Below are 21417 nucleotides of genomic sequence, written 5' to 3' on the forward strand. Positions count from 1 at the left end.
CCGTGGCGAGGGAGCTTGCTCCCGCTGGACTGCGCAGCAGTCCCATTTTCTGGGGTCGCTTCGCGGCCCAGCGGGAGCAAGCTCCCTCGCCACAGGCCGACGGTTGCCTGCTCTAGCGCTTAACTGACTGGCATTGGGGCTAGCTCGCGCAAGCGGTGGGTCAGTCAACATCAACGTTTGCTGGGCCGACGTCTTCGCGAGCAAGCCCTCCCACACATTTGATCGTCGTCGCCTTGAATATTGCGTTCCCTTAACGGGTCGGCATTTGGCGTGGCGCCATCATTTTCGTTCGAGGCTTCCCATTCGCGTTGTGCTGATAGATCGCCTCAGGTTGGCCCTGTTCGTTAAAAAATACCTGGCCGATCCCTGCTGAATTCCATAACCGCTCGCCGGCCTCGGCATGTTCCGGAATGTGCGGTACCACCTGCATGGTACGGCGCCGGGTAAACCAGTTGAGCGGTGAGCGCGGAGAGTAGAGCCAGCGGTTGAGACGGTCGAACCATTCCAGCAGGCGTGGCGGGAATTCGTTCTTGATGCCGCTGCTGGTGATTTGCCAGATCCTGGGGCCACCGTTGCGGTGGCGGATCAGCACTTCATAGACGAACGAGTAATGCACGTCGCCCGACAGAACCACGTAGTTACCCGGTGTGCGCGAGTGGCGGAAGATGTTGAGAATCACCTGGGCGCCGCCACGATGGGCCATCCAGTTTTCGGCATCCACCAATAACGGATGGCCGCACCAACTGAAGATTTTCTGCACGGTCTCGATCAGCTTGACGCCGAAGATCGGTGCGGGCGAGACGATGATCGCCGAAGGATGGTCGAGCAGTTCCTGCTGCAGTTCGCTCAAGGCTTCCCAATCCAGCAGGCCGGAGGGCTGCTTGAGGGTGAACTCGCTGCGCCAGCGTCGAGTGCGGGTGTCGAGCACCACCAGCGCGGGGTTGGTCGGCAGTACATAGTGCCAGTGTTGGAATTGGCGCAGCGCTTGGAGTAATTCGTCCTGCGCGGCTGCGTCCAGGTGGTTGGCCTGGACCTGGGTGGTCAGCGCCTGGGTTTTGCTCAGCAGTTCGACAAACGCATCCGGCTGGTTGCCCCAACCCTGGCATAACAGGTAGGCCAGCAGGGCGTTGCCGATGATGCGCTTGGAGAAGGGATGGCCGTAGGCGGTTTCTTCCCACTGGGCGCTGAGGTTCCAGTCGTCCGTGATGTCATGGTCGTCAAAAATCATCAAGGTCGACAGGTGGGCGAATACCCGCGCCACCCCCGGCAGGCCGTCGCGGAAACCCTTGATCCGCACCTCTTCACGGGCGTAACGCTGCTGTCGCTCCTTGCTCAGTGGCGGGCTCTCAAGCGTGATCAGCGCCCAGGGCGTGGGCGACCATACCAGCAGGTACATCGCGATGACTTCGGCAAAGGTCACCAGGTGATTATCGGCAGTGCTGCTGGTGAAAATCGGCTTTTTCACGCCCCCAAAGAAGCGTTCGCGCAAGGTCTCGTTGCTGTCCAGTGCCGGCAGCAAATCGGCACGGTGATAATAACTGGCGGGATGCCCGTAAAGGCTTGCGCTGTCATCGACCACGGCGCCTTCAAGGTATTCGTCGAACAGGCCCAGGCGTGTGATCAAGCCATGAACCGCACGCAACATCGGCCCGGCGACATCGTCGGCGTAGACCTGGTCGCCGCTCATCATCAGCAAGGCCGGACGTTCGGCCGGGGTTTGGGCCTCGGCCAGCAGACGGTCGACGCACAGTAATCCGTCGTCGGCACTGTGATGGGGTTTGCGGCACGAGCCGTGCACCAACTGATGGATACGGCTATGCAACACGAAATTGGGGTATTGAGCATCGGGGTACAGCAGGTGTGGTGCCCAGTCAGCGATGCCGGTGTTATCAAATATCAGGTCGTAGCTGATCGCCACGTCCAAGGGCAGCGCTTCCTCCAGCGACACATCGATCAAATGAATAAACGCATGGCGCCCCACGGGTACGACCTGGCAGTGGTCCAGGGCGACGTCCAGTGTGTGTGCGGGTAGATGCAGCTTCAGCGTCAACTCCAGTGCTCGGCTTCCTACCAGCCACAGCACCAGGCGTCGAGCTTCGAGGCGTCGCAGCAGCGGGCCGGCCAGTACGGCGGGCAGTGTGTCGGAGTGCGGCATGCAGGCAGTGGCCCCAGGCTGAATTGAACCGGTGAGTTTAAGCGAGCGAATGTCATGGTTTTGTTAAGGGGGATGTACGAAGGGCCGTGCACTGCCCCTCGTACGCAGTCGTTTAAAGCAGGTTGCCTTGACCTAGGCCGTCCAGCCCGCCGCCTCTGTTTTTGCGTCGGTCATTGGCTGCCATGCCTTCAGGCTCGGCGGCACTGCGTTGCGTGCCTGCGCTGTCGACGCTGCGCTTGCTGCGCTGAGGCCCTGCATCATCCTGCTGCAGAGATTGGTATTGAAAGCTGCCCAGTGAATGGTTAATTCCGCTGACCATGGATGTTTCCTTTTATGAGGATAGGATGACTTCGCTGTCGGAGCGAAGTCAGGCAAACCTTAATAGCGGGCCAAGCGGGGCGGCTATAAACAGGCTGCTGCAAGATATGACTACGGCTGAAAAGGCGCCTTCAGAAATCATCCGCAGGGTGGTTCGCGCAGCTGTCCGTTCCCGGGGAGGTCGCGCCTTCCTTGCCCTCACGCACAAAGGACGCTCGGTTTTCCACCACCACATTACGTAATGCGCTGTAGTAATCCGGCAGTTTTTGCAGGCTGTCGGTGAGTGGCAACAGTGACGCGCGGGTATCGACCGTACCGCCGACCAGGCTGATGGTGCCCAGGGTCTGCACCGTATCGCTGTCCCCCAGTGGCGAAACCAGGAAGCTCAAGATCTTGCCCGCCGCGTCCCGGCTGTTACCGGTGCCCAGCAGGGGCAGTTCGACAATGGGGCCGTTGCCCACGCCCCATACGCCGAATGTCTGGCCGAAGTCGGCGTGATGGCGCGGGATACCCAGGCGATCCGACACATCGAACAGCCCCACCACGCCCACTGTGGTGTTCACCGCGAAACGCCCCAGGGTGTTGACCGACCGCCGCGGGTTACCTTGCAACAGGTCGTTGATAAACACCTCGGGCTCACTGAAGTTACTCGCGAAGTTATGCACACCCTGCTGGAAAAAATCCGGCAGGTAGCGGTAACCACGCGCCACAGGTGCCAGGGCGTAGTTATCCACCGCACGGTTGAACGCAAACACGCCACGGTTAACCGGTTCGGCCGGGTCATACACCGAGTCATTAACCTGCGCGCAACGGGTGGTGGAGGTTACCGGCGGCGGGCTGGCGCAGCCGGTCAGGTAAGACACAGTCAGCAACAGCACGGCCTGGCGGGCCAGGTGCCGGGGGTAGGTCAACGAGCGCATGGGCACAGTCTCCGCAAAAGGGAGGCCGATGCTGGCATTGCCGCCTTGCGCAAAGATGTCCGGTTTATTGCGTGGTTGACGCTTTATTGCACGGTTGAAATATATGACGGGCCGCGTCGAATAGTTTTAGATGGCGCCTTGACCCAGCCCAGTGAAGCCTGCCGGTGAGCAACCTGTTAATCGTCGACGATGACCTTGAAGTCCTCGCCCTGCTGAAGAAATTTTTCCTGCAACACGGCTATTCGGTGGAGACCGTCGCCAGTGGCGCTCAGCTGTGGGTGGCCATGGAGCGCCAGCCCGCCGACCTGATCATCCTCGACCTGATGCTCCCCGGCGACAACGGCCTGCTGCTGTGCCAGCGCCTGCGCCAGCAATACGCTACGCCAGTGATCATGCTCACCGCCATGGGCGAACTCAGCGACCGCGTGGTAGGCCTGGAAATGGGCGCTGACGATTACTTGAGCAAACCCTTCGATGCCCGCGAACTCCTCGCCAGGGTGCGCGCGGTATTGCGCCGGGCGGGTGAAAGCCGACCGCCGTTGGGGGAGGCCCAGCGCCCGCTGATCCGTTTTGCCGGCTGGCAACTGGACCTCACCCGCCGCGAGTTGCGCTCGCCCGACCAGGTGATGATTCCGCTGTCGTCCGGCGAGTTCGACCTGCTGCTGGTGTTCGTCGAACACCCGCAACGGGTGCTCACCCGTGAGCAGTTGCTGAACCTGGCGCGCGGCCATCGCCATGATGCCTTCGACCGCAGCATCGACGTGCAAGTGAGCCGCCTGCGACGCAAGCTGGAATTCGATACCAAGCGTCCGGCGATGATTCGCACCGTGCGCAACGGCGGTTATCAATTCACCGCCAGCGTGACCCGCTCATGAGCCGGCGTGCGCACGACACAGTGGCGCGCTGGATCGCGCTGACCGTGCTGATTGCGATGATCACCGCGCTGGCATTCAACGCGCTGTTCGTGCAATTGGCCGGTGTGTGGGCCAGGCCACCGCTGATCGAAACCGGCCTGCTGGAAAAAGTCGCTGTGGTGGTGCGCGTGGTGGAAGCGTCCGAACCGGCCCAGCGATCGCACCTTGCCAACGTGATGGGGGATGCGTCTTTCCGGGTGACTTGGGCGGCGCAGCGAGCGGCGTTTGATCTGCCGGCACTCGCTGACCCGGATTTCAACACTGGCGAGCAGGTATTCAAGCACCTGCTTGAAGGCCCGACGCGTCCCATGGAGGTCTATGAACCTGCCGACTGGCCGAACGGCAACGGTCAATATGTGCTGTTGATTCAACTGGCCGATCAATCCTGGCTGATGTTCAGCACCGGCGCTCGCAGTTGGGGGCTGGACGAAGGGCCGCGCAGCCTGATCGTGGCGCTGCTGGTGCTGATCTCCACCGCCTTGGTCACCCTGGTCGCGACCCGCCGCCTGGCCCGCCCGCTGCAACACTTCGCCCAAGGTGTGCGACGCTTTGGCAGTGACTTCCGTGCGCCGCCGATCAACCCGGTGGGGCCTCATGAAATCCGCCAGGCGATTCTTGCCTTCAACAGCATGCAGGCGCAGTTGCGGCACTTCATCCAGGACCGCACCCAAATGCTCGCCGCCATCTCCCACGACCTGCGCGCGCCGCTGACCCGCCTGCGCCTGCGCGGTGAGTTTATTGAAGACGCCGACCAGCAGCAGCGGCTGTTTCGAGACGTCGATGAAATGCAGGCCATGATCAACACCGCCCTGGAATTTTTCCGCGACGACGCGCGCCTGGAACAAGCCACCCAACTGGACCTGGCGGAATTGCTGCAGACCCTGATCGACGATTATCGCGACCAGTCCATCAACCTCACCTTTAACGGCCCGCCGCGTCTGGTGTACTTCGGCCGGCCCCTGGGCCTCAAGCGGGTGATGACCAACCTGATGGACAACGCCATCCACTACGGCACGGCGCCGCAGATCGAATTGCAGCACAAGCAGGGGGAGGTGGTGATTCGTGTGCTCGACCGTGGCCCGGGCATACCCGCTGAGCAGCGTGAGGATGTATTTCTGCCGTTCTATCGCCTGGAGGGTTCACGCAACAAAAGCACTGGCGGCGTCGGGCTTGGACTGTCTACCGCACGGGCGATCGTGCTGGAACACGGCGGCACCCTGACCCTGGCCGAGCGCCAGGGTGGTGGGTTGGAAGCGGTGGTGATATTGCCGGTGTAGGACTTTTCAGGCCCGCTCCCACAGGGGTTACCGCATCAGGTATGCGCGGTTTCAATCACCTTCGGCACCGTAAACCGGAACTCACTGCCCCGGCCTACCTCACTTTCGGCAATGATCGTGCCGCCATGGGCCTGGATGATGCCTTGAGTGATGTACAGCCCCAGACCGTTACCCGTGGGGTTGTTTTCGGTCTGGGTCCAGTAACGATCGAACACGTGGGGCAGTTGTTCCGGCGCAATGCCTTCGCCGGAGTCACGCACCGAGAACACGATTTCCCCGCCATTGCTCATGGCGCTGATGCCGATATTGCCCTGGCGTGGGGTGAACTTGATGGCATTGCCGATCAGGTTCGACAGCACTTGAAACAGGCGCTCCGGGTCGCCGTTGATCTGCAGGCCCGGCTCGGCGTTGAACGACAGGTCAATGCCTTTCTCCGACGCCAGTGGCGCGAGCAAGGAATAGGCCTCTTCGAACATCTGGCTGACATCCAGCGCCACCGGCTTGACCACATAACGCCCGGCATCGATTTTCGACGTGTCGAGCAAGTCTTCCAGCAGCACGTTCATGCGCCCTGCCGCCTGTTGCATGGTATCGATGGCCGAAGAGATTCGCCGCGACGTATGCGGGCCGTCGGAGCTGAAGGCCTTTTGCAGCATGCCGCACAGCATGGAGATCACGGTCATCGGGTTGCGCAGGTCATGGGACACCACCGCCACCAGGTCTTCACGGGCGCGTACGGCTTGTTGTTCGCGCAGCACCTGGCGGGCCAGGTCGTTTTCCAGGGCCGAGCGGCGCAAGTCATTGGCGGCGAACAGGTCGCCATGGTTCCACTTGGTGGAGATGCCGGCCATTTCGACCTTCCAGATTTCAAACGACGTGCGTGGGCGAAGGCGCATGCCGGCGTCGGAGTTTTCCAGGTCCAGCGGCTTTTTCGGATCACCGCTCCACTGGATGTTCTCTTTGACTTCCGGGCGAAACCACAACACGCCGTTGTCCACCGGCTTCGGCAAACTCATGGCCAGCACGCCGCTGGCCACCTGTTGGAACGCGGCGGCCGGCGGGTAAACCGACACCAGGTTATGGCTGGAAAACACCGGCTCGCCGCTCTGCTGCAGCCACTTGTGCAACGCACGAATCTGCGCCGGCTCCGGGCAATTGCCGTAGCGGTGCAACTGTTTGTCTTCGATGATCGCCACGCCGCCGGACAGGGTCAGGTCCATCAGCAATTGCGGCTGTTGGGCCAGGCCATCGAACACGTCGACTGCCGACGCCTTCATGGCTTGATCCAGGCGCGCAAGGGCTTCGAGTTTCTCATCACGTTGGCGGCTCAGGTCCAACGCTTCCATGGCGCTGATCTGCAACGACAACACCTGGCCGATGGTCTGGCAGGCAATGCGCAGGTCATTGGGTACCAGCAGGGGCTCACGGTTGCCACAGCTGATCAGGCCCCAGAGTTTGTCGCCGTTCATCAGCGAGATGCTCATGGACGACAGCACGCCCATGTTCTGCATGTACTGACAGTGAATCGGCGAGACACTGCGCAGGGTGGCGAAACTCAGGTCCAGGGGCTGGCCGGTGTCGGGGCGCAGCTTGGGCAGCAGCGGCACGGGCTCGTAGGCTGCGTTCGGGATGATGCGCAGCCAGTTGGTGCGATACAGCTCGCGAGCCTGCTCCGGAATGTCGGACGCGGGGAAGAACAGCCCGTTGAAAAGCTCCATGGACGGCGCCGACGCTTCGGCGATCACCTGGCCATGGCCTTCTTCTTCGAAGCGATAGATCAGCACGCGGTCGTAGCCGGTCATGGCCTGGATTTCATTCACGCTGATTTCGTACAACGCTTGCAGGGTTTTGGCCGCTTGCAAACGTTGCAGCATCTTGCCCAGGTTACTGGTGCGACCGTTCACTGCCCGTGGACGAAAATCCTTGAGGCGTGGCTCGAACTCCAGCACCAGCACGTTCTGATGGCGGTGCAGCAGGCCTTCGAAGTCCGCGCCGTTGAGGGTTACGTGCAGCGGTGGCATGTCGAAGAATGTGTTGGTTTCGGCCATGACTTGCACGGCCTGGGCGTGTTCGGCGCCGATCAGGCTGTGGAGCGGCTGGCCCAGCAGCGTTTCCGGCGCATGGCCGAACAAGGTGCCGACGTTGGCGCTGACCTGGATGATGTCCATGCCGGGTTCCGACAGGGTCAGCAGCACGCCGTGAGGCTGGATCGCCCCTGGAAAGCGGATGGGCTCGTCGGCACAGTTGGCAAGCAGCTCTTCAAAGTCGTCGGGTTTCATAGCAGTACCTCCTGGCTGTCGAGCCATTGCTCAAAGCAGCTGAATGTCGAGTGGGCGGCGTCTACGGCGCGTTGTCTTGCGGGCGCGTCCAGTGATTGGTTGCCCAGATAATCGAGAAAATCTTTCCAGCGCCGCCCGGTCTCTACGCCATAGATATCGAGAAAAGCGCCACCGTTATCGGCATTCACGTCCAGGCGCTGAGCCATTTCACGGCGAAGCACCTGGCCACCCAGCGTCGCGCCCTCAAGTACATACAGGGCACCGAGGCAGGCAGCGGGGGTGTCGAGCGTAGGAAGTTCCAGGCAACGGGGCAGGCTGTCGATGGCGTGATCGTCCAGGCCCAACGCGTAGAGGTCATTGACCAGCGTCGGTGTTTTCACACGCATTGCCGTATCAAACCCTTCGGGAATCAAGCCACTGCCGTACAGCGCCGCTTCCATAGGCTGATAAAAACCGACGTACGCCTGGAGCAGGCGCCGATACCACTGGGCATCAAGGCGTTCGGAGAAAAACGGCAGGCGCTTTTCCAGCGCGGCATGCAGCAGCGCCGTGCCTGCGCGCAACGCTTCCAGCAGTGAGGGCGCATCGACGTCATGGGCCTGAGAATGCATTCAGTAAGCTCGAACTGTGGGCCTCTCGGCCATGAATGACGCGCGAAAATGAGCGACAATTCTACACAACTCGTAGTCGGTAACTAATACGCGCAAGGCGAAAAGGCTGACCAGCGGATCGGAAATGTCGCTCCTTGCATCATCAGTCGACCAACGGGCTTACCGGTAAGTTCGCTAAAGCTGATATCGCGACGCTATCAGTGCATGGACAAGCCCTGTTGATCCAGCGCGGTCTGCACACAGTCAATCAAATGCTGAGTGCTCCACGGCTTGGGCAGGAACCGTACCGAGCCGCCCAATTGCGCCGCCAGGTGGGTATTGCCGGACGTTAACAGCACCGGCACCGTTGGCCAGCGATGCGCCACGACCTTGCTCAAGTCGTAACCATTGAGCAGCCCCGGCATTTGAATATCGCTGACAATCAGGTCCACCGGGTCATCGCCCCGTTCCAGATAAATCATTCCTTCATCCGCCGAAGGGAACGACGTCACCGACGCGCCGAAGTCCTCCAACACATCCACCATTAACGCCCGAATGATCTCGTCGTCTTCCAGCACTAAAATCGATGGCTGAGCCATGATCCTTACTCCACCATCAGGGGTCAGTAAGGTGGAGTGGGCGCCGGGCACATAGGTTCGATTGGATGTTTTTTAAACGATGGGTGGTCGTTTGTGGGGGTGCAGGCGGGGAGACACGAAGGGCGTGAAAATCCGTAGCGTGAGCCTACGTCCAGTGGCACAGTTGGGGAGCGGACGTTTAAACAGGCATAATCGTGAGCAACACTCGATGCGGAGCCCTCTGATGAAGTACGCCTTGTTGACCCTCGCCCTGATGCTGACCACCGCCCCAACCTTCGCGGCTGGCGACGCGCAAGCGGGTGGCAAGCTCTTCACCAAGACCTGCGGCGGCTGCCACAGTGTCGGCGAAGACGCTCGCGGTGGTTTCGGGCCGCAGCTCAACGGCATCATCGGCCGGCCTGCCGGCATAACCACGGACTATCAGTATTCGGATGCGATGAAAAACTCAGGCGTGGTTTGGACTCGGGACAAACTTGCGGCCTACATTGAAGATCCGAAATCAGTGGTGAGCGGCACGCGGATGATTTTCTGGGGCATCAGTGATCAGGAGAAGATTGAAAATATATTGGCGTATCTTGAGACGTTCCAGCCGAAGTAGCCGTTCAGGGCCTGGGAATATTTCAGTTGAGCGCCAGTCCAGGTCTCACTGCCTTTCCTTCGTAAGCATAGGCATCTATACAAAACTCTAGGGGCGAAGCTGAACCTGTGGTGAGGGAGCTTGCTCCAGTGACGTCCGGGCAGTCGGCGTCTAGCTAACGTGTGCCCCGCGATCCAGATGTGTGGCTTGCCTGCGAAGGCGGCCAGACAGCCGACCAGAAGCTGGGCTGGTCCGAATACATTTCCGTTGTTCAGCTAGCGACCACTCGATGCACCCGCCTCGGTGTGTTCGTTACACCGAGGTGATGCTATCGCAGGCAAGACAGTTGCTCCCACATTTGGTACGCGGGGCATCCGTCAGATAGCTACAGGCTGCCCGGCCGCCACGGGAGCAAGCTCCGTCGCCACAGGTTCAGCCTTGCCCTTAGAGTTGCGTGGAACCCTATGCTTCGATAAGGACATCTGCGCGAAGCGCATTACTCTGCTCTATCTTTCGCTCGCTCTGTGCGCCTGCCGGTGTAAAACCCATACCCCTTGAGCGTACCGTCCTCGCGTTGCTCGATATGCAAACGCATCTGCGACCGCGCCCGCTCCATCGCGCGTAGCTGCTTCTCGCTGTACAGCGCGCTGTCACTCAGCTCAGAGGGCCAGGCCAGCGCCACCAAGCCGGTCAACAGGCCACCGGCGACGGACCCGACGGCAGTCGCCGCCGACTCCCACATCGCCGAACGCAACGCCAATTGCCCCAAGCCAACCGGCAACGCGCTGCCGCCGATCGTGCGCAAGGCCGCCGCGCCTCGTCCGTCCACCTCGCGACCGCCTAACAGGCTTAAGTGGGCGTACTCCTTGATCAGCTCCAGCGGGACATAACCGGTGGGGTCAGCGTAGCGGGTGAAGCCGTCAGGCAGTTGGCAGGGCTTGATGAAGACGCAGCCGGGAGGTTTGGCTGGCGTGGGGGCTGGGCCGGGAGGTGGCTCGACTGGATCAATCGCCGGCGAATAGGGCTCCCGCGCCGGTTGCCGGGTCAGGATTCGCTGTTTGCGTAGCGCTTCTTCAGTAGGTGGATAAGAACGTTCTGACATGACCGGCTCACTTCCTTGTGCGAGGGAGTGGGCCTACGAGGGACGATCAGGGCGCTGGAATTGGCATTGTTCTACGGTGGGTGTGGGAAAAGTAGACGATGGTTGACGATGGGCGAAGGCCACCACGACGTTGATTTTCCACAGCAAGCCTAAAAGGAGGTGAGATGGCAGCACGCTCTGCCGTGGCAAATTGAATGGTGCGGTCGGTGTATGACGTTTTGATCATGGATCTGTATCTGACGCGCGCGGTGTGAACGCCCTACCATGGCCTCCAAAACAACTTTCCAAGAAGCCCAACCATGCCTGAACTGTCCAGCTGGCTTGCTTATGCGCTGATCTCCCTCGGCATGGTGCTGACGCCCGGCCCGAACATGATTTACCTCATTTCGCGGTCGATCTGCCAGGGGCGTACGGCCGGGTTTATTTCCCTGGGCGGGGTGGCGTTGGGTTTTCTGGTTTATATGCTGTGCGCGGCCTTGGGGATTACCGCGTTGGTGATGGCGGTGCCTTTTGCCTACGACGCGCTGCGGTTTGGCGGGGCGCTGTACCTGGCCTATCTGGCGTGGCAGGCCGTTAAACCGGGCGGCCGCTCGCCATTCCAGGTGCAGAGCCTGCCCCAGGACAGCCCGCGCAAACTGTTCACCATGGGCCTGGTGACCAACCTGCTGAACCCCAAGGTGGCGGTGATGTATTTGTCGCTGCTGCCCCAGTTCATCGACACGAACGGCCATGGCAGTGTGCTTATGCAATCCCTGGTGCTGGGCTTCACGCAGATTCTTATCAGCGTGAGCGTGAACGCGGTGATTGCCACCCTGGCGGGATCCATTGCGGTGTTTTTCGTTACGCGGCCGGGATGGCAGGTGGTGCAGCGCTGGCTGATGGGCTCGGTGTTGATGGGGTTGGCGGTGCGAATGGCGGTGCAAGGGCGGCGCTAGTCGCAGGTTACAGAATGGCTTTCAGGTAATCCTTGAGTGCGTTGAGCGGGGCATCGAGGGCTTCCAGTGTCGGGGCTTGGCGCACTTGCAACGCAAGCCGTTGCAGCTCGCGCCCCATCACGGTCGCTGCGCCGCCCAATGATTCGAGCGCTGACGCCAGGCATTCATCCAGTTTCAACTGAATCCCAGCCAGATCCCCCTGGCGCACCAACAACCCAAACACCTCTCGCTCATACCCATCCATCACCAGATCATCCCGCAAAACCGGGCTGCCGCCGTCCGTCTCGTGCACCAGCTTCAGTGCAAAGAGCGCAACCGCTTCCAGCGTCAATTCCATGGTTTCTGTTCCTGGGACTTTAGGGGTGGGCGATGATCACTGTTCTGCGCGTGAAAAAAAAGACCCCACGCCGCGAACCGTTTGGCATGCGCACGTTAAAGTCGTCCGCATAAGGAACGATATTAATTGGCCATGCTCCAAATCGCCGTGCCAGTGCACCCAACCACCATAAGGACAGGGTGCAAGACTTAACCCCAATACAAGGACGCTAGCCCTCATGCAACCATCCCCCACCCAAGCGCCAACCGCCACCGGCGAACTGATTGCCAGTTTTCGCCACGGCAAGGGTTTCCTGATCTTCAGTTTGATATTTGGCGTCGCTTTGCTAGGGCTCGCGGCGTTTGTGCTGTACCTGGGCACCATACTGCCGGCGGGCAGTGGCGGCCCCGTCGTCGGCCAGACTTCGCGTGGCATGTCATTCAGTTTCAGCAGCCCGCAGATGTTGATCTATGCCACCAGCGCCTTGCTCACCGTTCTCGCGTTGGGTGCGTTTGCCGGCTATGTGTGGCACAAAAAACTGCGCGCGCCACGTTACAACGTTTATGAGCACGGCATCGAGCGCTTCATCAACGACCAGCGCGATTACACGGCCTTCGCCGACATCGAAGACCTGTACCTGTTCGGCTCCGGGCAAACCGTGATGACCGGCATGATCACCAACCTGGCCTATCGTCGTAACGCTTCAGAGCCATTTCACCGAGTGATTGAAAGCCTCAAGGGCTTTTACGAATTCCAGCAACTGGTGCGCGAGCTGCACGTACGCGCGCGCATGCCCGCAGTGATCGCGACGCTGGAGATGGGCGGGGCGGTGACGTTCAACTGCATCGGCTCGGGGCAGGTCTGGGGCAAGCGTATGAGCGGCAACTTCCTGAAAATCACCACCTCGCCGATTGTGGTCAGCCGCACGTTCCTGGACTACCAGGGCCGTAAAGTGCCGATGTCGTCGCTGCGCAGCGTCGATCTCAATGCCTGGACCGAAAACGTGGTGATCAAGGACGAGAGCGGCAAAGCCGTATTGTCCACCATTGCCACCGGCATTCTGAGCCACGACCTGTTCCTCAATACCCTTGATGCCGTATTTGCGGCCGAAGAACAAACCCGCGAGCCGGCATAAGCCGGCCGCATCAATGATGAGGAATAAACGATGATTTATCGCGGTGCAGGCTGGTTCACCCTGTTTACACCTATCGCCATGCTGCTATTGGTGATGTGGCTGTGGCCCGATCCGAGCGTCAAGCCCGGTGATACGTCACTCATGCAGCTGTTGATTGGGTTCGGGATTGGATCAGCCATTAACGTTGTGCTGGGCTTCGTGCTGAATCGCGAGGTTCACCCCGATGGCGTGCGCCACCACTTTTTTTTCATGCCCATGCAATGGCCGGCGCTGGCGATCATGCTGGTTTGCGCAGTGATCGCCCTGTTGAAATAAGCTTACCGACCGCTCGGCAAGGGCGGTCGGGTTTCAACTTGTTCGAGGCTCATGCGATACGTGGTGTAAGTGTCGCCATCCCGCAGATAAAGGTCGCTGTGATAGCGGCTGACCGCGCCCTTGAGTTTGATGTGCAGACCGTTGGGGACGCGCTGGATGATCACGTCTTTCAAGTCAGTGTCCGTGACCAGAAAGGGCGGCGTCTTGCCCAGGTACACCTTCATGGTGGCGTCAGTCGATTCACGATAATCCATATAGAACTTCAGCGTCTTGGGCTCCGAACGGTCCCTGGCTTCTTCGACGATATAAAGCCATTCCCCCGGTATGAAGTTTTGCTTCAGGACTATTTGCGGACCAAGCTCCGGTTTATGCACGTAGCCATAGATAAGCAGTCCCACTAAGCAGAGCATGGAAATAATTGCGAAGTACTTTTTAAGCTTGAGCTTAAGGGCTGGCCATTCGGTTTTATTCATCGGATTCAGCTGTAATCAAAGGTAAATAGAACCAAACTTTCGATCGGCTCGTAGAACATCACGATCAGGTCTGCCCCCGCTGTTCGGTAGTGCCAGCCCGGCACGCTCGCGACATGGAAAAATCGGTTACCCGCAGGGCTCAGCGGGTACACGTTCGAATCGCCGCGGTCAGGATCGAGCTCAACGATCTGCATGGGGAATTCGACTGTTTCCACCCAATTTGCACCGCCATCGACTTCGCCGCCCAACTGCGACACAAACTCCACTGGGTAAAGCGGGTCTCCCTCTTCGCGGGTGAGCAGGCCGCTGGCTTTGAATCGCTCAGCGGTAGCGGCAAACGCGGCGTGCTGTTCGGCGTAGTGCCGCTGCAGGTCTGCCCGCGCATCCGGATGAGGGTCAGCCAACTGGGCGTTGCCTTCATGTAGAAAAAAGTAGCGCGGGTCGCCGCACAAGCGATAAAGCCCGTGCTCGACCTTGAAGCCGATCCAGTTGGTTTTCAGCAAGTCGCCGTGGTAACCGTCCCACTCAGTCATTTCTCCGACCAGGCTCTCATAGGGCTCCAGCGGGCTGAGCATATGCAGCGTGCCCGATCACGCTGGGTTTACGCTGCTGATGTCCAGGCTGAACAGGGGGTGCAAGTGCTCGGCCAGCGCCCGTTGATCGGCGACGAACACCTCTTCAACGGGCGGGAACGGCTTCATCCCGTCGGGGACTTGGGTGAAATCAGGGGTGTGATCGTCGCTCATGAGCGTGGCTTCCTTGGATGCACCGAACCGCTGCCGGCGGGATCGGCGTGGTAAATAAAGTGTGCCAGTGTCATGAACGCATCCTTGTTAAATACAGGCCTTTAATTGCTCGACCGGCTCTAACCCAGTTTCCGTTGACCTGGCCCGAGTCGCTATTCGAAAAAGAACTTCATGAAACCGTCCACATCCGCGCCCTCAACATCGCCGAGCACTTCCCTGACCCTGGAGAGAAAGGCGGGCGCATAGTCGTCGTCATCGTCGTGAGTGGCATCATCAAACTCGTTTAATTGCACCGCGATGCCTGCCTCCAGCGACCCTATCAGCGCAAAAATATTCGCCGCCACCTTGAATGAGCGCTTTTGAATCGAGCCAAAGATGGCGGAATGTTCATCAAGGCGATCATAAACCAGCACATCGCCATTGCGATCAGCGAACACAATAAAACTGTCTTTCCAGCCCCATGAAGGATCGTCATCCCCCGTTGCATGCCACCCCAGCTGCGCTTTGGGCAAGTCGTCAGGACCATAGAGTGCAAGCATGAAATCCCCACCGATCATGGGGCGATCAGGGAAGTCTACCCACTGAAAATAGCTGCGCATGGGCCCTGCTGCGGGCGCTTCGGCGATGGCCGTCAGGTCTGCTGGATGCTCGCGCAGATGCAGCTGGCCGAGGGAGTCCGGCCACGAGTTGAATAGCGAGACGAACCGCGCAAATGCTTGCGGTGTTTCATCAGGAGTCGTCATCGATAAATATCCTTATTTGATCCAAAGAACTGAGTTTGCCAACCCTCAATCGTGGGGCATTGTATTCAAGATGGAGTGGGTTTGTAGTGGTCAACTAATCCCGGACACGACGTTAAGTTTTTCTTCGGCCCGAGCTGGCGCCAGCCCACCGTTGAATTGATGGGGTCTTACCCAGTTGTACCGATGCATCAAGAAGTGGCTGATATCGCGCTGGGCTTCTTGAGCCGTTCTGTAGCCCGTAGTCGGTATCCATTCCGTTTTCAAGCTGCGGAACACGCGCTCCATTGGCGCGTTGTCCCAGCAATTTCCTCGTCGATTCATACTCTGGCGCATGCGGTATCGCCACAACCGCTGGCGAAAGAGTCGGCTTGCATATTGCGATCCCTGGTCCGAGTGGAATAGCAGATCTGAAGGCCTGCCACGCTGCTCGTAAGCCATATCCAGCGCTTTGATCACCAGTTCAGCGTCTGGCTTTTCCGACAGCGCCCAGCCCACGATCCGACGCGTACAAAGATCCAGGACGACGGCCAGGTAATGCCACTTTCCTTGAGCCCAAATGTAGGTGATATCGCCGCACCAGACTTGATTGCGCGCCGGCACGTCGAACTCGCGGTTCAATGTGTTCGGGATATCCAGTCTTTCTACTGTTGCTCGTTTGTAGGCATGGGAGCCGGGTTGTTTGCTGACTAAATCAAGCTCGCGCATCAAGCTACGAACTTTGAATCGACCGAGTTGCTCACCGTCTTCACGCATCAGCGACAGAATGCTGCGACTGCCCGCAGAGCTGCGACTTTGCGAGAACAGTTCACTGACGCGACTACGCAATCGAAGCCGTTCAACATCGGGCGTGCGGCGACGCAGGCGCTGGGCGTAGTAACACGAGCGAGTGACGTCAAACACCTTGCACAGCCAATCAACCGGCTCATGGGCGCTCAACTGGTCAATCAGCGCGAACGCTCGTGATCTTCCGACATCAAGAGCGCGGTAGCCTTTTTTAGTATTGATTTCTCTCGCTCAAGCCGAGCAATTCGGGCTTCCAGCTCCTGAATTTTTTGCTGTTCCGGCGTCAGCGCCTTGCTCTGCGGGGTGATGCCTTTATGTTCTTTCTGACTCTGGTCAACCCAGCGACGCAATGCTGATTCACCAATTCCGAGTGACCGGCTGGCTTCGATGTAGCTGTAGTTTTGCTTGAGCACGAGGTCGGCAGCCTCGCGCTTGAATTCAGGAGTGAAGGAGCGGCGTTGTTTGGTCATCTGACACCTCGATCTGGCGAGCATTCTCGCCTAAATGGGTGTCCGGTTTCATTAGACCACTACAGTTGGTGCACGGACACGTTCGTCCATGAGGTGCCGCATAGGACCACAGGCGCTCGAAAACGCTTCTTTCCGAGGCCGTGTCAGGCGTTAGATCCACTGGTCATTCACGGCGGTACGGTCACCGCCCTCATGGCCTGTGTTCAAGATGCCCCGTGGCTCGATCATCATCAGCTTGGCTTCGCCTTCAGCGGCCGTTCGGTGCTCTATGCCGCGAGGAACTACATAGAGTTCACCTGGCGCTACATACACCGGGCCCTCTGGAAGATCGATACGCAGCGTGCCTTCCAGCACTAGGAAGGCTTCGTCGGTTTCGGGGTGGGAGTGCCAGATGAATTCGCCTTCGATGCGCACTACCTTGAATTGGTAGTCGTTCATTTCGGCGACGACCCGCGGGCTCCATTGCTCGTCGATCAGGGAGGCTTTTTGGTTAAGGTTTATGGGGTGGGCGGGAGGCTGAGCCATGACGGATACTCGGGTAGGTGAGGAACGTCAGGTTAGCGAGAGGGGGAGGGTAGAGCTTGAATGATCCTGCAAATAGGCCCGCAACGCCGAGTGAGCTCACTGAGCGTCTACCGCGTAAGTGGAAGCTTATCGAAGCGACTATTCCCAGGGCTATAGTTTTCAGGAAAGGGGCTTTATGAAGCGGTGTAAGCCTGCCGCACTTTGCCGGCGAGCCAGGATAGCGCCATCGCCGGAATCGAGAGAACAGCCGCATACAGGATACCGACACCCAGCAACGGGGAAGCACCCGAAATAACCAAAACCACTGGGATCTGAGCAAACATCACGACGGCGCCTGCGGACCATTGGGCGCTTTTCAGCACGGCGCCAAGCACCACTGACAACGCAAGCGCGGCGGGATAGATGATGGTCCAATATCCAGCCAGGTCCCAAGGCTCTTTAGCCCCGGTGATTGCTGATACGACAGCCCAGAAGAACAGGGACGCAACGCAGGTAGCAGTGAATGTCATGATTTTCCTATTTCACTTCGTCGAAAGATCGTTGAAGGCGATTGAAAAGCCGAAAAGGAGACGGATTTATTTTTCCTGGAAATAAATCCGTCCCCTTTTTCTCTTTTTCTGCCGTCGGAGCAGGCCGCCCCATTCACTTGAGGTTCTGTTCAATCCAACCGGCCGTCGTCGTCAGATCGATACCGTTTGCAGCGTTGAAGGTCTGGCTCTTATCCCAAGCGACTCCTTTACCTTCAGCGAAGACGGCTCGGTACTTGCTTAGCTGGTCATTCGGAGCCGCATTAAGATCGTCCTTCAATTTGGGAATGCTCCATTCGATGCGAGATACCGTTCGGTTGAGTATTGCATCAACCGCATCCGCCAACTGTGAGTAGGTCAGGGTGTCTCCGGCCACGAAGACCACCTGATTGGCGAGGCGTGGCTTGGCGAACACAATCTTCGCCGTCAGCATCCCTATATCTTCTGGCGTAGTAACGGTGACTTCATTATCCCAGCTGCCTAGCGCATGAACGGTATTTTTTGCCAGATCAACCACGCCAAACGCTGGCTCGAACAAGAAACTAGTAAACATCCCGGTGGAGATGATGATCCATTCGGTAGCGCGCTGCGCACGCAGTAGCTCACGGACTTCAAGTTGCTCGTTAAATAAATCTTGCGCACTGCCTTTGCCGATCACGTCGTAGTCCACGCCAAATTGCCACGGCACGTAGCGTCTTACGCCTCCCTGAAGCACCGCACGGGTGAGTTTCAGCTGGGTGCCCGCACCGGCTACGAAACCTACGCAACTGATGATCGTGTCGAAGCGGGAGAAATGCTCCGCAAGTTCCTCAACTGAATCGTTAACGACGTCAGCCTGCAAAATGTCTATGCCTAGCCCACGGAGTTCTCCAATGGCCTGCGTTTTAGACGCGTCTTGAGGCACGGCCGCCGGTGGACGCAGAAGCACCGTAATACGAACGTTTGCATCCTTCTTGTTTGGCGTAGTCCTAGCCAGCTCGCGCAGTACGGACATGCCGAGTTCGCCGGCCCCCAGCACCAGAATGTTGTCGGTTTCCACTGGTTTTAGCGTTTGCATAAACTTTCTCCAATGTGCTGATCAAGGTGAGGGAGAGTTATCCTGTCACCATTGGAGCCTGTTCATAAGTAGGCACACGAGTGATCCTGGGGGGCGAATGAATAACGAAGAAATCATTAGGCAGTCGCAAGCTGCGTGCGAAGCGCTCAGCGCAGAAGATGATGGTCTGAAGCGCGAAGTTCTCACCCATGCGGGTAATCGCTGGTCGCTGGGAATCGTCCACACACTAGGTGTGGCGGGACGGCTGCGGCATGCAGAGATAGCCAGGCGCATGAGGGGCGTGACGCAGCGGATGTTGACCCGTAGCTTGCGCCAGTTGGAAAGAGACGGCTTGGTAACACGCCAGGATTACAGCGAGGTGCCGCCACGTGTCGAATACGAATTATCCGAGCTGGGGCGGGGCTTGCTAGCGCGGATGATTCCATTGTGGATGTGGGTGGCAGAGAATGCTGAAGGCTTTCGCGATGCTCGTATTCTTTACGACTCTGATCTTTCGAGTGATACGAAGTGACCGCTTCTGGCTGATTTCTACCTGTCGCGACCGGCAGTTATGGGTCGATTGCCTTCCGTCACGAACAGCGAAAAGCGGCAGAAAGGGGACGGGACAGTTCCTAGAAATAAACCCGTCCCCTTTTTCTCTCGCCAAAATACCCGCTATGAGCCTTATGACATCGGAATGATTACGCACTCCATCGATGAGTTTACTGATCCAGGCGTTGACGAAACCGAGGAATAGCAAAATCCAGAAATCGCCTCATTTTCAGGGGCATATGCCCAGGTGACATGTGGATCAGGTTGATAGGCGCCGACGAAGGCTCATATTTATCCAGCACAATCTCCAGCAGTCCCTCGCTGATCGCTTCCGCGACTTGGTAGTGCAATAACTGAACGACTCCGACTCCATCAATGGCGGCCTGCGCTGCTGCTTCAGCGGTCGTCACCGTTAAGCGCGGGGTAATCCGCCTCGTTGATTCCGCCACGCCATGTTTTGAGTTTTGAAAAGGCATAGGTGCGTCAAATCGCACGTTCGGCAAGTTCTGCAGATCTGCGGGACTTTCAGGTCTTCCATAATCTTCCAGCAGCCTAGGACTCGCGCAAATTACAGTTCTCATGGCCCCCACCTGAGTGGCGATCATGCCGCTATCAGCGAGTGCTCCAATGCGCACTGCCATATCCACGTGGTCGTCAACGAGGTGAGCGTTGCGATCAGAAAGTAAGAGCCGAATGTTGATTTCGGAAAACTCCCCTAAAAACGCGTTGACGATCGGCAGCACATGCAGCCGGCCGAACATGATTGGCGCTGTCAGGACCAGTTCGCCTTTGGGGACAATGAATTCTCCGGCCGCTTCACGTTCGGCAACCTCCAATTGCTCCAATATTCGGCGCGCAGCAGCCACATAAGCCTCCCCAGCATCGGTCAACGAGAGCCTACGCGTGGTTCGAATCAATAAACGGCTACCTATCAGCATCTCCAGGTCAGAGATTTTCCTGCTGATGGTGGGAAGAGGGATATCGGCCAGCCGTCCGGCTGCCGTCAGGCTGCCAGCATCAATCGCAGCCACGAGCAGCTTCATTGCCTCAAATCTGTCCATGGAGTATTCCAATATTTGGTAGGTAGATTACCAATATTCTCAGATTATGTTGGTTTATTGAAATAGGCATTATAGCCATATCAAGTTGGTGTGCCTGACGCTCGACAAGCCATGAACTCACCGCCTGATAGACCACTTATCTTTTTCATTCAATGCCCAAGGAGTTTGCATGAGCATTAAAACTTTATTAGCCGCGACTGCCCTCAGTGCAACGCTCGCCAGCGCAGGAGTGGAAGCAGCCGAAATTAGCCACCAAAGGGCAAGCGACGTCCAACATCATTTTGTAGAGGTAAAAGGGGTCCGCATCTTCTATCGGGAAGCGGGCGACCCGTCGGCACCAACCATCGTGTTGCTGCATGGATTCCCTACTTCATCATTCATGTATCGCGACTTGATGTCGAAGCTAGCGGACCGTTACCACGTCATTGCCCCTGACTTCCCAGGTTTTGGATTCTCGGACAGCCCTGATCGGGCGAAGTACTCATACACGTTCGATAACATCGCCAAAACCATGGACGGGTTTACTGAAGCGCTTGCGCTGAATCGCTACGCTCTTCAAGTTTTCGACTACGGTGCGCCTGTAGGCTGGCGGATGGCCGTCGCACACCCCAATAGAATCACCGCAATCATCAGCCAAAACGGGAATGCTTACGTTGAAGGTCTGAGCGAGGGCTGGAACCCGATTCAACGTTACTGGAACGCTCCAACCGCCGAGAACCGCAACGCATTGCGCGAGCTGCTCAAACCAGAATCAATCAAGTGGCAATACACTCATGGCGTAGCGGACCCTGACAATATCGCACCTGAAACTTACACCTTAGATTACGCGTTCGTTTCGCGACCAGGTAACGATGAAATCCAGCTAGACCTGTTCGCAGACTATGCCACCAACGTGAAGCGCTACCCCGAGTTCCAGGCATATTTCCGCAAATATCAGCCGCCGATGTTGGCCGTCTGGGGAAAGAACGATCCTTTTTTTCTCCCTGCAGGAGCGAACGCGTTCAAGCGTGATATGCCCAAAGCGGAGGTACATCTCTACGACACCGGGCACTTCGCACTGGAAACACAC

At 58.3% G+C, this 21417-nt stretch carries 24 protein-coding genes and 1 pseudogene; 8 read left to right on the forward strand and 17 right to left on the reverse strand.

The window, feature by feature from the left end; genetic code table 11:
* Positions 1 to 250 precede the first annotated feature (250 nt).
* From Q1V60_RS02325 to Q1V60_RS02335, 3 genes are all read right to left on the reverse strand, one after another.
* Positions 251 to 2155, reverse strand: coding sequence for an alkaline phosphatase D family protein (locus Q1V60_RS02325; protein ID WP_300627099.1), 1905 nt, complete (start codon positions 2153 to 2155; stop codon positions 251 to 253).
* Positions 2156 to 2267: 112 nt separating this feature from the next.
* Positions 2268 to 2474, reverse strand: coding sequence for a hypothetical protein (locus Q1V60_RS02330; RefSeq protein WP_300627101.1), 207 nt, complete (start codon positions 2472 to 2474; stop codon positions 2268 to 2270).
* 130 nt (positions 2475 to 2604) lie between these two features.
* Entirely contained in the window at positions 2605 to 3393 is a 789-nt protein-coding gene (locus Q1V60_RS02335) for a VacJ family lipoprotein (protein WP_300627103.1), read from the reverse strand.
* A 164-nt stretch (positions 3394 to 3557) separates the two neighbouring features.
* Between Q1V60_RS02335 and Q1V60_RS02340 the strand changes: the two genes are divergently transcribed.
* Together Q1V60_RS02340 and Q1V60_RS02345 are read left to right on the forward strand one after the other, a co-directional pair.
* A complete protein-coding gene (locus Q1V60_RS02340; protein WP_300627104.1) occupies positions 3558 to 4268 on the forward strand; it encodes a response regulator in 711 nt (236 codons plus the stop codon).
* Positions 4265 to 5584, forward strand: a complete 1320-nt coding sequence (locus tag Q1V60_RS02345) for an ATP-binding protein (RefSeq protein WP_300627105.1) — start codon at positions 4265 to 4267, stop codon at positions 5582 to 5584. Before Q1V60_RS02340 ends, Q1V60_RS02345 begins: the two co-directional genes overlap by 4 nt.
* Before the next feature lie 35 nt (positions 5585 to 5619).
* Here Q1V60_RS02345 and Q1V60_RS02350 read toward each other — a convergent pair whose 3' ends face one another.
* The 3 genes from Q1V60_RS02350 to Q1V60_RS02360 form a co-directional block, all read right to left on the reverse strand.
* Entirely contained in the window at positions 5620 to 7863 is a 2244-nt protein-coding gene (locus Q1V60_RS02350) for an ATP-binding protein (protein WP_300627107.1), read from the reverse strand.
* Positions 7860 to 8474, reverse strand: a complete 615-nt coding sequence (locus tag Q1V60_RS02355; protein ID WP_300627108.1) for a biliverdin-producing heme oxygenase — start codon at positions 8472 to 8474, stop codon at positions 7860 to 7862. Before Q1V60_RS02355 ends, Q1V60_RS02350 begins: the two co-directional genes overlap by 4 nt.
* A 197-nt stretch (positions 8475 to 8671) precedes the next feature.
* Entirely contained in the window at positions 8672 to 9052 is a 381-nt protein-coding gene (locus Q1V60_RS02360) for a response regulator (protein ID WP_300627110.1), read from the reverse strand.
* 223 nt (positions 9053 to 9275) lie between these two features.
* Here Q1V60_RS02360 and Q1V60_RS02365 point away from each other — a divergent pair, with 223 nt between their 5' ends.
* Positions 9276 to 9650: a cytochrome c family protein gene (locus tag Q1V60_RS02365; protein ID WP_300627112.1), complete on the forward strand. Its 375-nt coding sequence runs from the start codon at positions 9276 to 9278 to the stop codon at positions 9648 to 9650.
* A gap of 511 nt (positions 9651 to 10161) precedes the next feature.
* On the opposite strand, the pseudogene Q1V60_RS02370 reads toward Q1V60_RS02365, so the two are convergent.
* A pseudogene (locus Q1V60_RS02370) lies at positions 10162 to 10731 on the reverse strand (detoxification); the annotation flags it as partial.
* 299 nt (positions 10732 to 11030) lie between these two features.
* Between Q1V60_RS02370 and Q1V60_RS02375 the strand changes: the two are divergent.
* The gene (locus Q1V60_RS02375) at positions 11031 to 11666 is read left to right on the forward strand and encodes a LysE family translocator (protein ID WP_300627114.1); all 636 of its coding nucleotides are present in this window, start codon (positions 11031 to 11033) and stop codon (positions 11664 to 11666) included.
* A 7-nt stretch (positions 11667 to 11673) separates the two neighbouring features.
* On the opposite strand, the gene Q1V60_RS02380 is transcribed toward Q1V60_RS02375, so the two are convergent.
* Positions 11674 to 12003 carry a hypothetical protein gene (locus Q1V60_RS02380; protein ID WP_300627116.1) on the reverse strand — a complete coding sequence of 110 codons (330 nt, stop codon included), beginning with the start codon at positions 12001 to 12003 and terminating at the stop codon, positions 11674 to 11676.
* A gap of 217 nt (positions 12004 to 12220) precedes the next feature.
* Between Q1V60_RS02380 and Q1V60_RS02385 the strand changes: the two genes are divergently transcribed.
* On the forward strand, positions 12221 to 13117 hold the full coding sequence (locus Q1V60_RS02385) for a hypothetical protein (protein WP_300627118.1): 897 nt from the start codon (positions 12221 to 12223) through the stop codon (positions 13115 to 13117).
* 30 nt (positions 13118 to 13147) lie between these two features.
* The gene (locus tag Q1V60_RS02390) at positions 13148 to 13432 is read left to right on the forward strand and encodes a hypothetical protein (protein ID WP_300627120.1); all 285 of its coding nucleotides are present in this window, start codon (positions 13148 to 13150) and stop codon (positions 13430 to 13432) included.
* Between the two features lie 2 nt (positions 13433 to 13434).
* On the opposite strand, the gene Q1V60_RS02395 is transcribed toward Q1V60_RS02390, so the two are convergent.
* From Q1V60_RS02395 to Q1V60_RS02430, 8 genes are all read right to left on the reverse strand, one after another.
* Positions 13435 to 13905 carry a hypothetical protein gene (locus Q1V60_RS02395; RefSeq protein WP_300627122.1) on the reverse strand — a complete coding sequence of 157 codons (471 nt, stop codon included), beginning with the start codon at positions 13903 to 13905 and terminating at the stop codon, positions 13435 to 13437.
* A gap of 5 nt (positions 13906 to 13910) precedes the next feature.
* A complete protein-coding gene (locus Q1V60_RS02400) occupies positions 13911 to 14480 on the reverse strand; it encodes a hypothetical protein (RefSeq protein ID WP_300627124.1) in 570 nt (189 codons plus the stop codon).
* A gap of 15 nt (positions 14481 to 14495) precedes the next feature.
* Complete coding sequence (locus Q1V60_RS02405) at positions 14496 to 14651, reverse strand: hypothetical protein (RefSeq protein WP_300627126.1); 156 nt, start codon at positions 14649 to 14651, stop codon at positions 14496 to 14498.
* A gap of 152 nt (positions 14652 to 14803) precedes the next feature.
* Positions 14804 to 15394, reverse strand: a complete 591-nt coding sequence (locus Q1V60_RS02410; RefSeq protein ID WP_300627128.1) for a hypothetical protein — start codon at positions 15392 to 15394, stop codon at positions 14804 to 14806.
* Between the two features lie 90 nt (positions 15395 to 15484).
* A protein-coding gene (locus Q1V60_RS02415; protein WP_300627129.1) for an IS3 family transposase occupies positions 15485 to 16647 on the reverse strand; the annotation gives its coding sequence in 2 pieces (ribosomal slippage) (positions 15485 to 16392 and positions 16392 to 16647; 1164 coding nt in all).
* A gap of 150 nt (positions 16648 to 16797) precedes the next feature.
* The gene (locus Q1V60_RS02420; protein ID WP_300627130.1) at positions 16798 to 17172 is read right to left on the reverse strand and encodes a cupin domain-containing protein; all 375 of its coding nucleotides are present in this window, start codon (positions 17170 to 17172) and stop codon (positions 16798 to 16800) included.
* A 173-nt stretch (positions 17173 to 17345) separates the two neighbouring features.
* Positions 17346 to 17681: a hypothetical protein gene (locus Q1V60_RS02425; protein WP_300627131.1), complete on the reverse strand. Its 336-nt coding sequence runs from the start codon at positions 17679 to 17681 to the stop codon at positions 17346 to 17348.
* 133 nt (positions 17682 to 17814) lie between these two features.
* The gene (locus Q1V60_RS02430) at positions 17815 to 18756 is read right to left on the reverse strand and encodes an aromatic alcohol reductase (protein ID WP_300627132.1); all 942 of its coding nucleotides are present in this window, start codon (positions 18754 to 18756) and stop codon (positions 17815 to 17817) included.
* Positions 18757 to 18853: 97 nt separating this feature from the next.
* On the opposite strand from Q1V60_RS02430, the gene Q1V60_RS02435 reads away from it, so the two are divergent.
* A complete protein-coding gene (locus Q1V60_RS02435; protein WP_300627134.1) occupies positions 18854 to 19267 on the forward strand; it encodes a helix-turn-helix domain-containing protein in 414 nt (137 codons plus the stop codon).
* Positions 19268 to 19457: 190 nt separating this feature from the next.
* On the opposite strand, the gene Q1V60_RS02440 is transcribed toward Q1V60_RS02435, so the two are convergent.
* Positions 19458 to 20348, reverse strand: coding sequence for a LysR family transcriptional regulator (locus tag Q1V60_RS02440; RefSeq protein ID WP_300627136.1), 891 nt, complete (start codon positions 20346 to 20348; stop codon positions 19458 to 19460).
* A gap of 169 nt (positions 20349 to 20517) precedes the next feature.
* Here Q1V60_RS02440 and Q1V60_RS02445 point away from each other — a divergent pair.
* Positions 20518 to 21417: alpha/beta hydrolase (locus Q1V60_RS02445; protein WP_300627138.1), on the forward strand; the 900-nt coding region annotated here is incomplete at its 3' end.

This window comes from Pseudomonas sp., assembly GCF_030147005.1.
In the GTDB taxonomy this organism is placed as follows: domain Bacteria; phylum Pseudomonadota; class Gammaproteobacteria; order Pseudomonadales; family Pseudomonadaceae; genus Aquipseudomonas.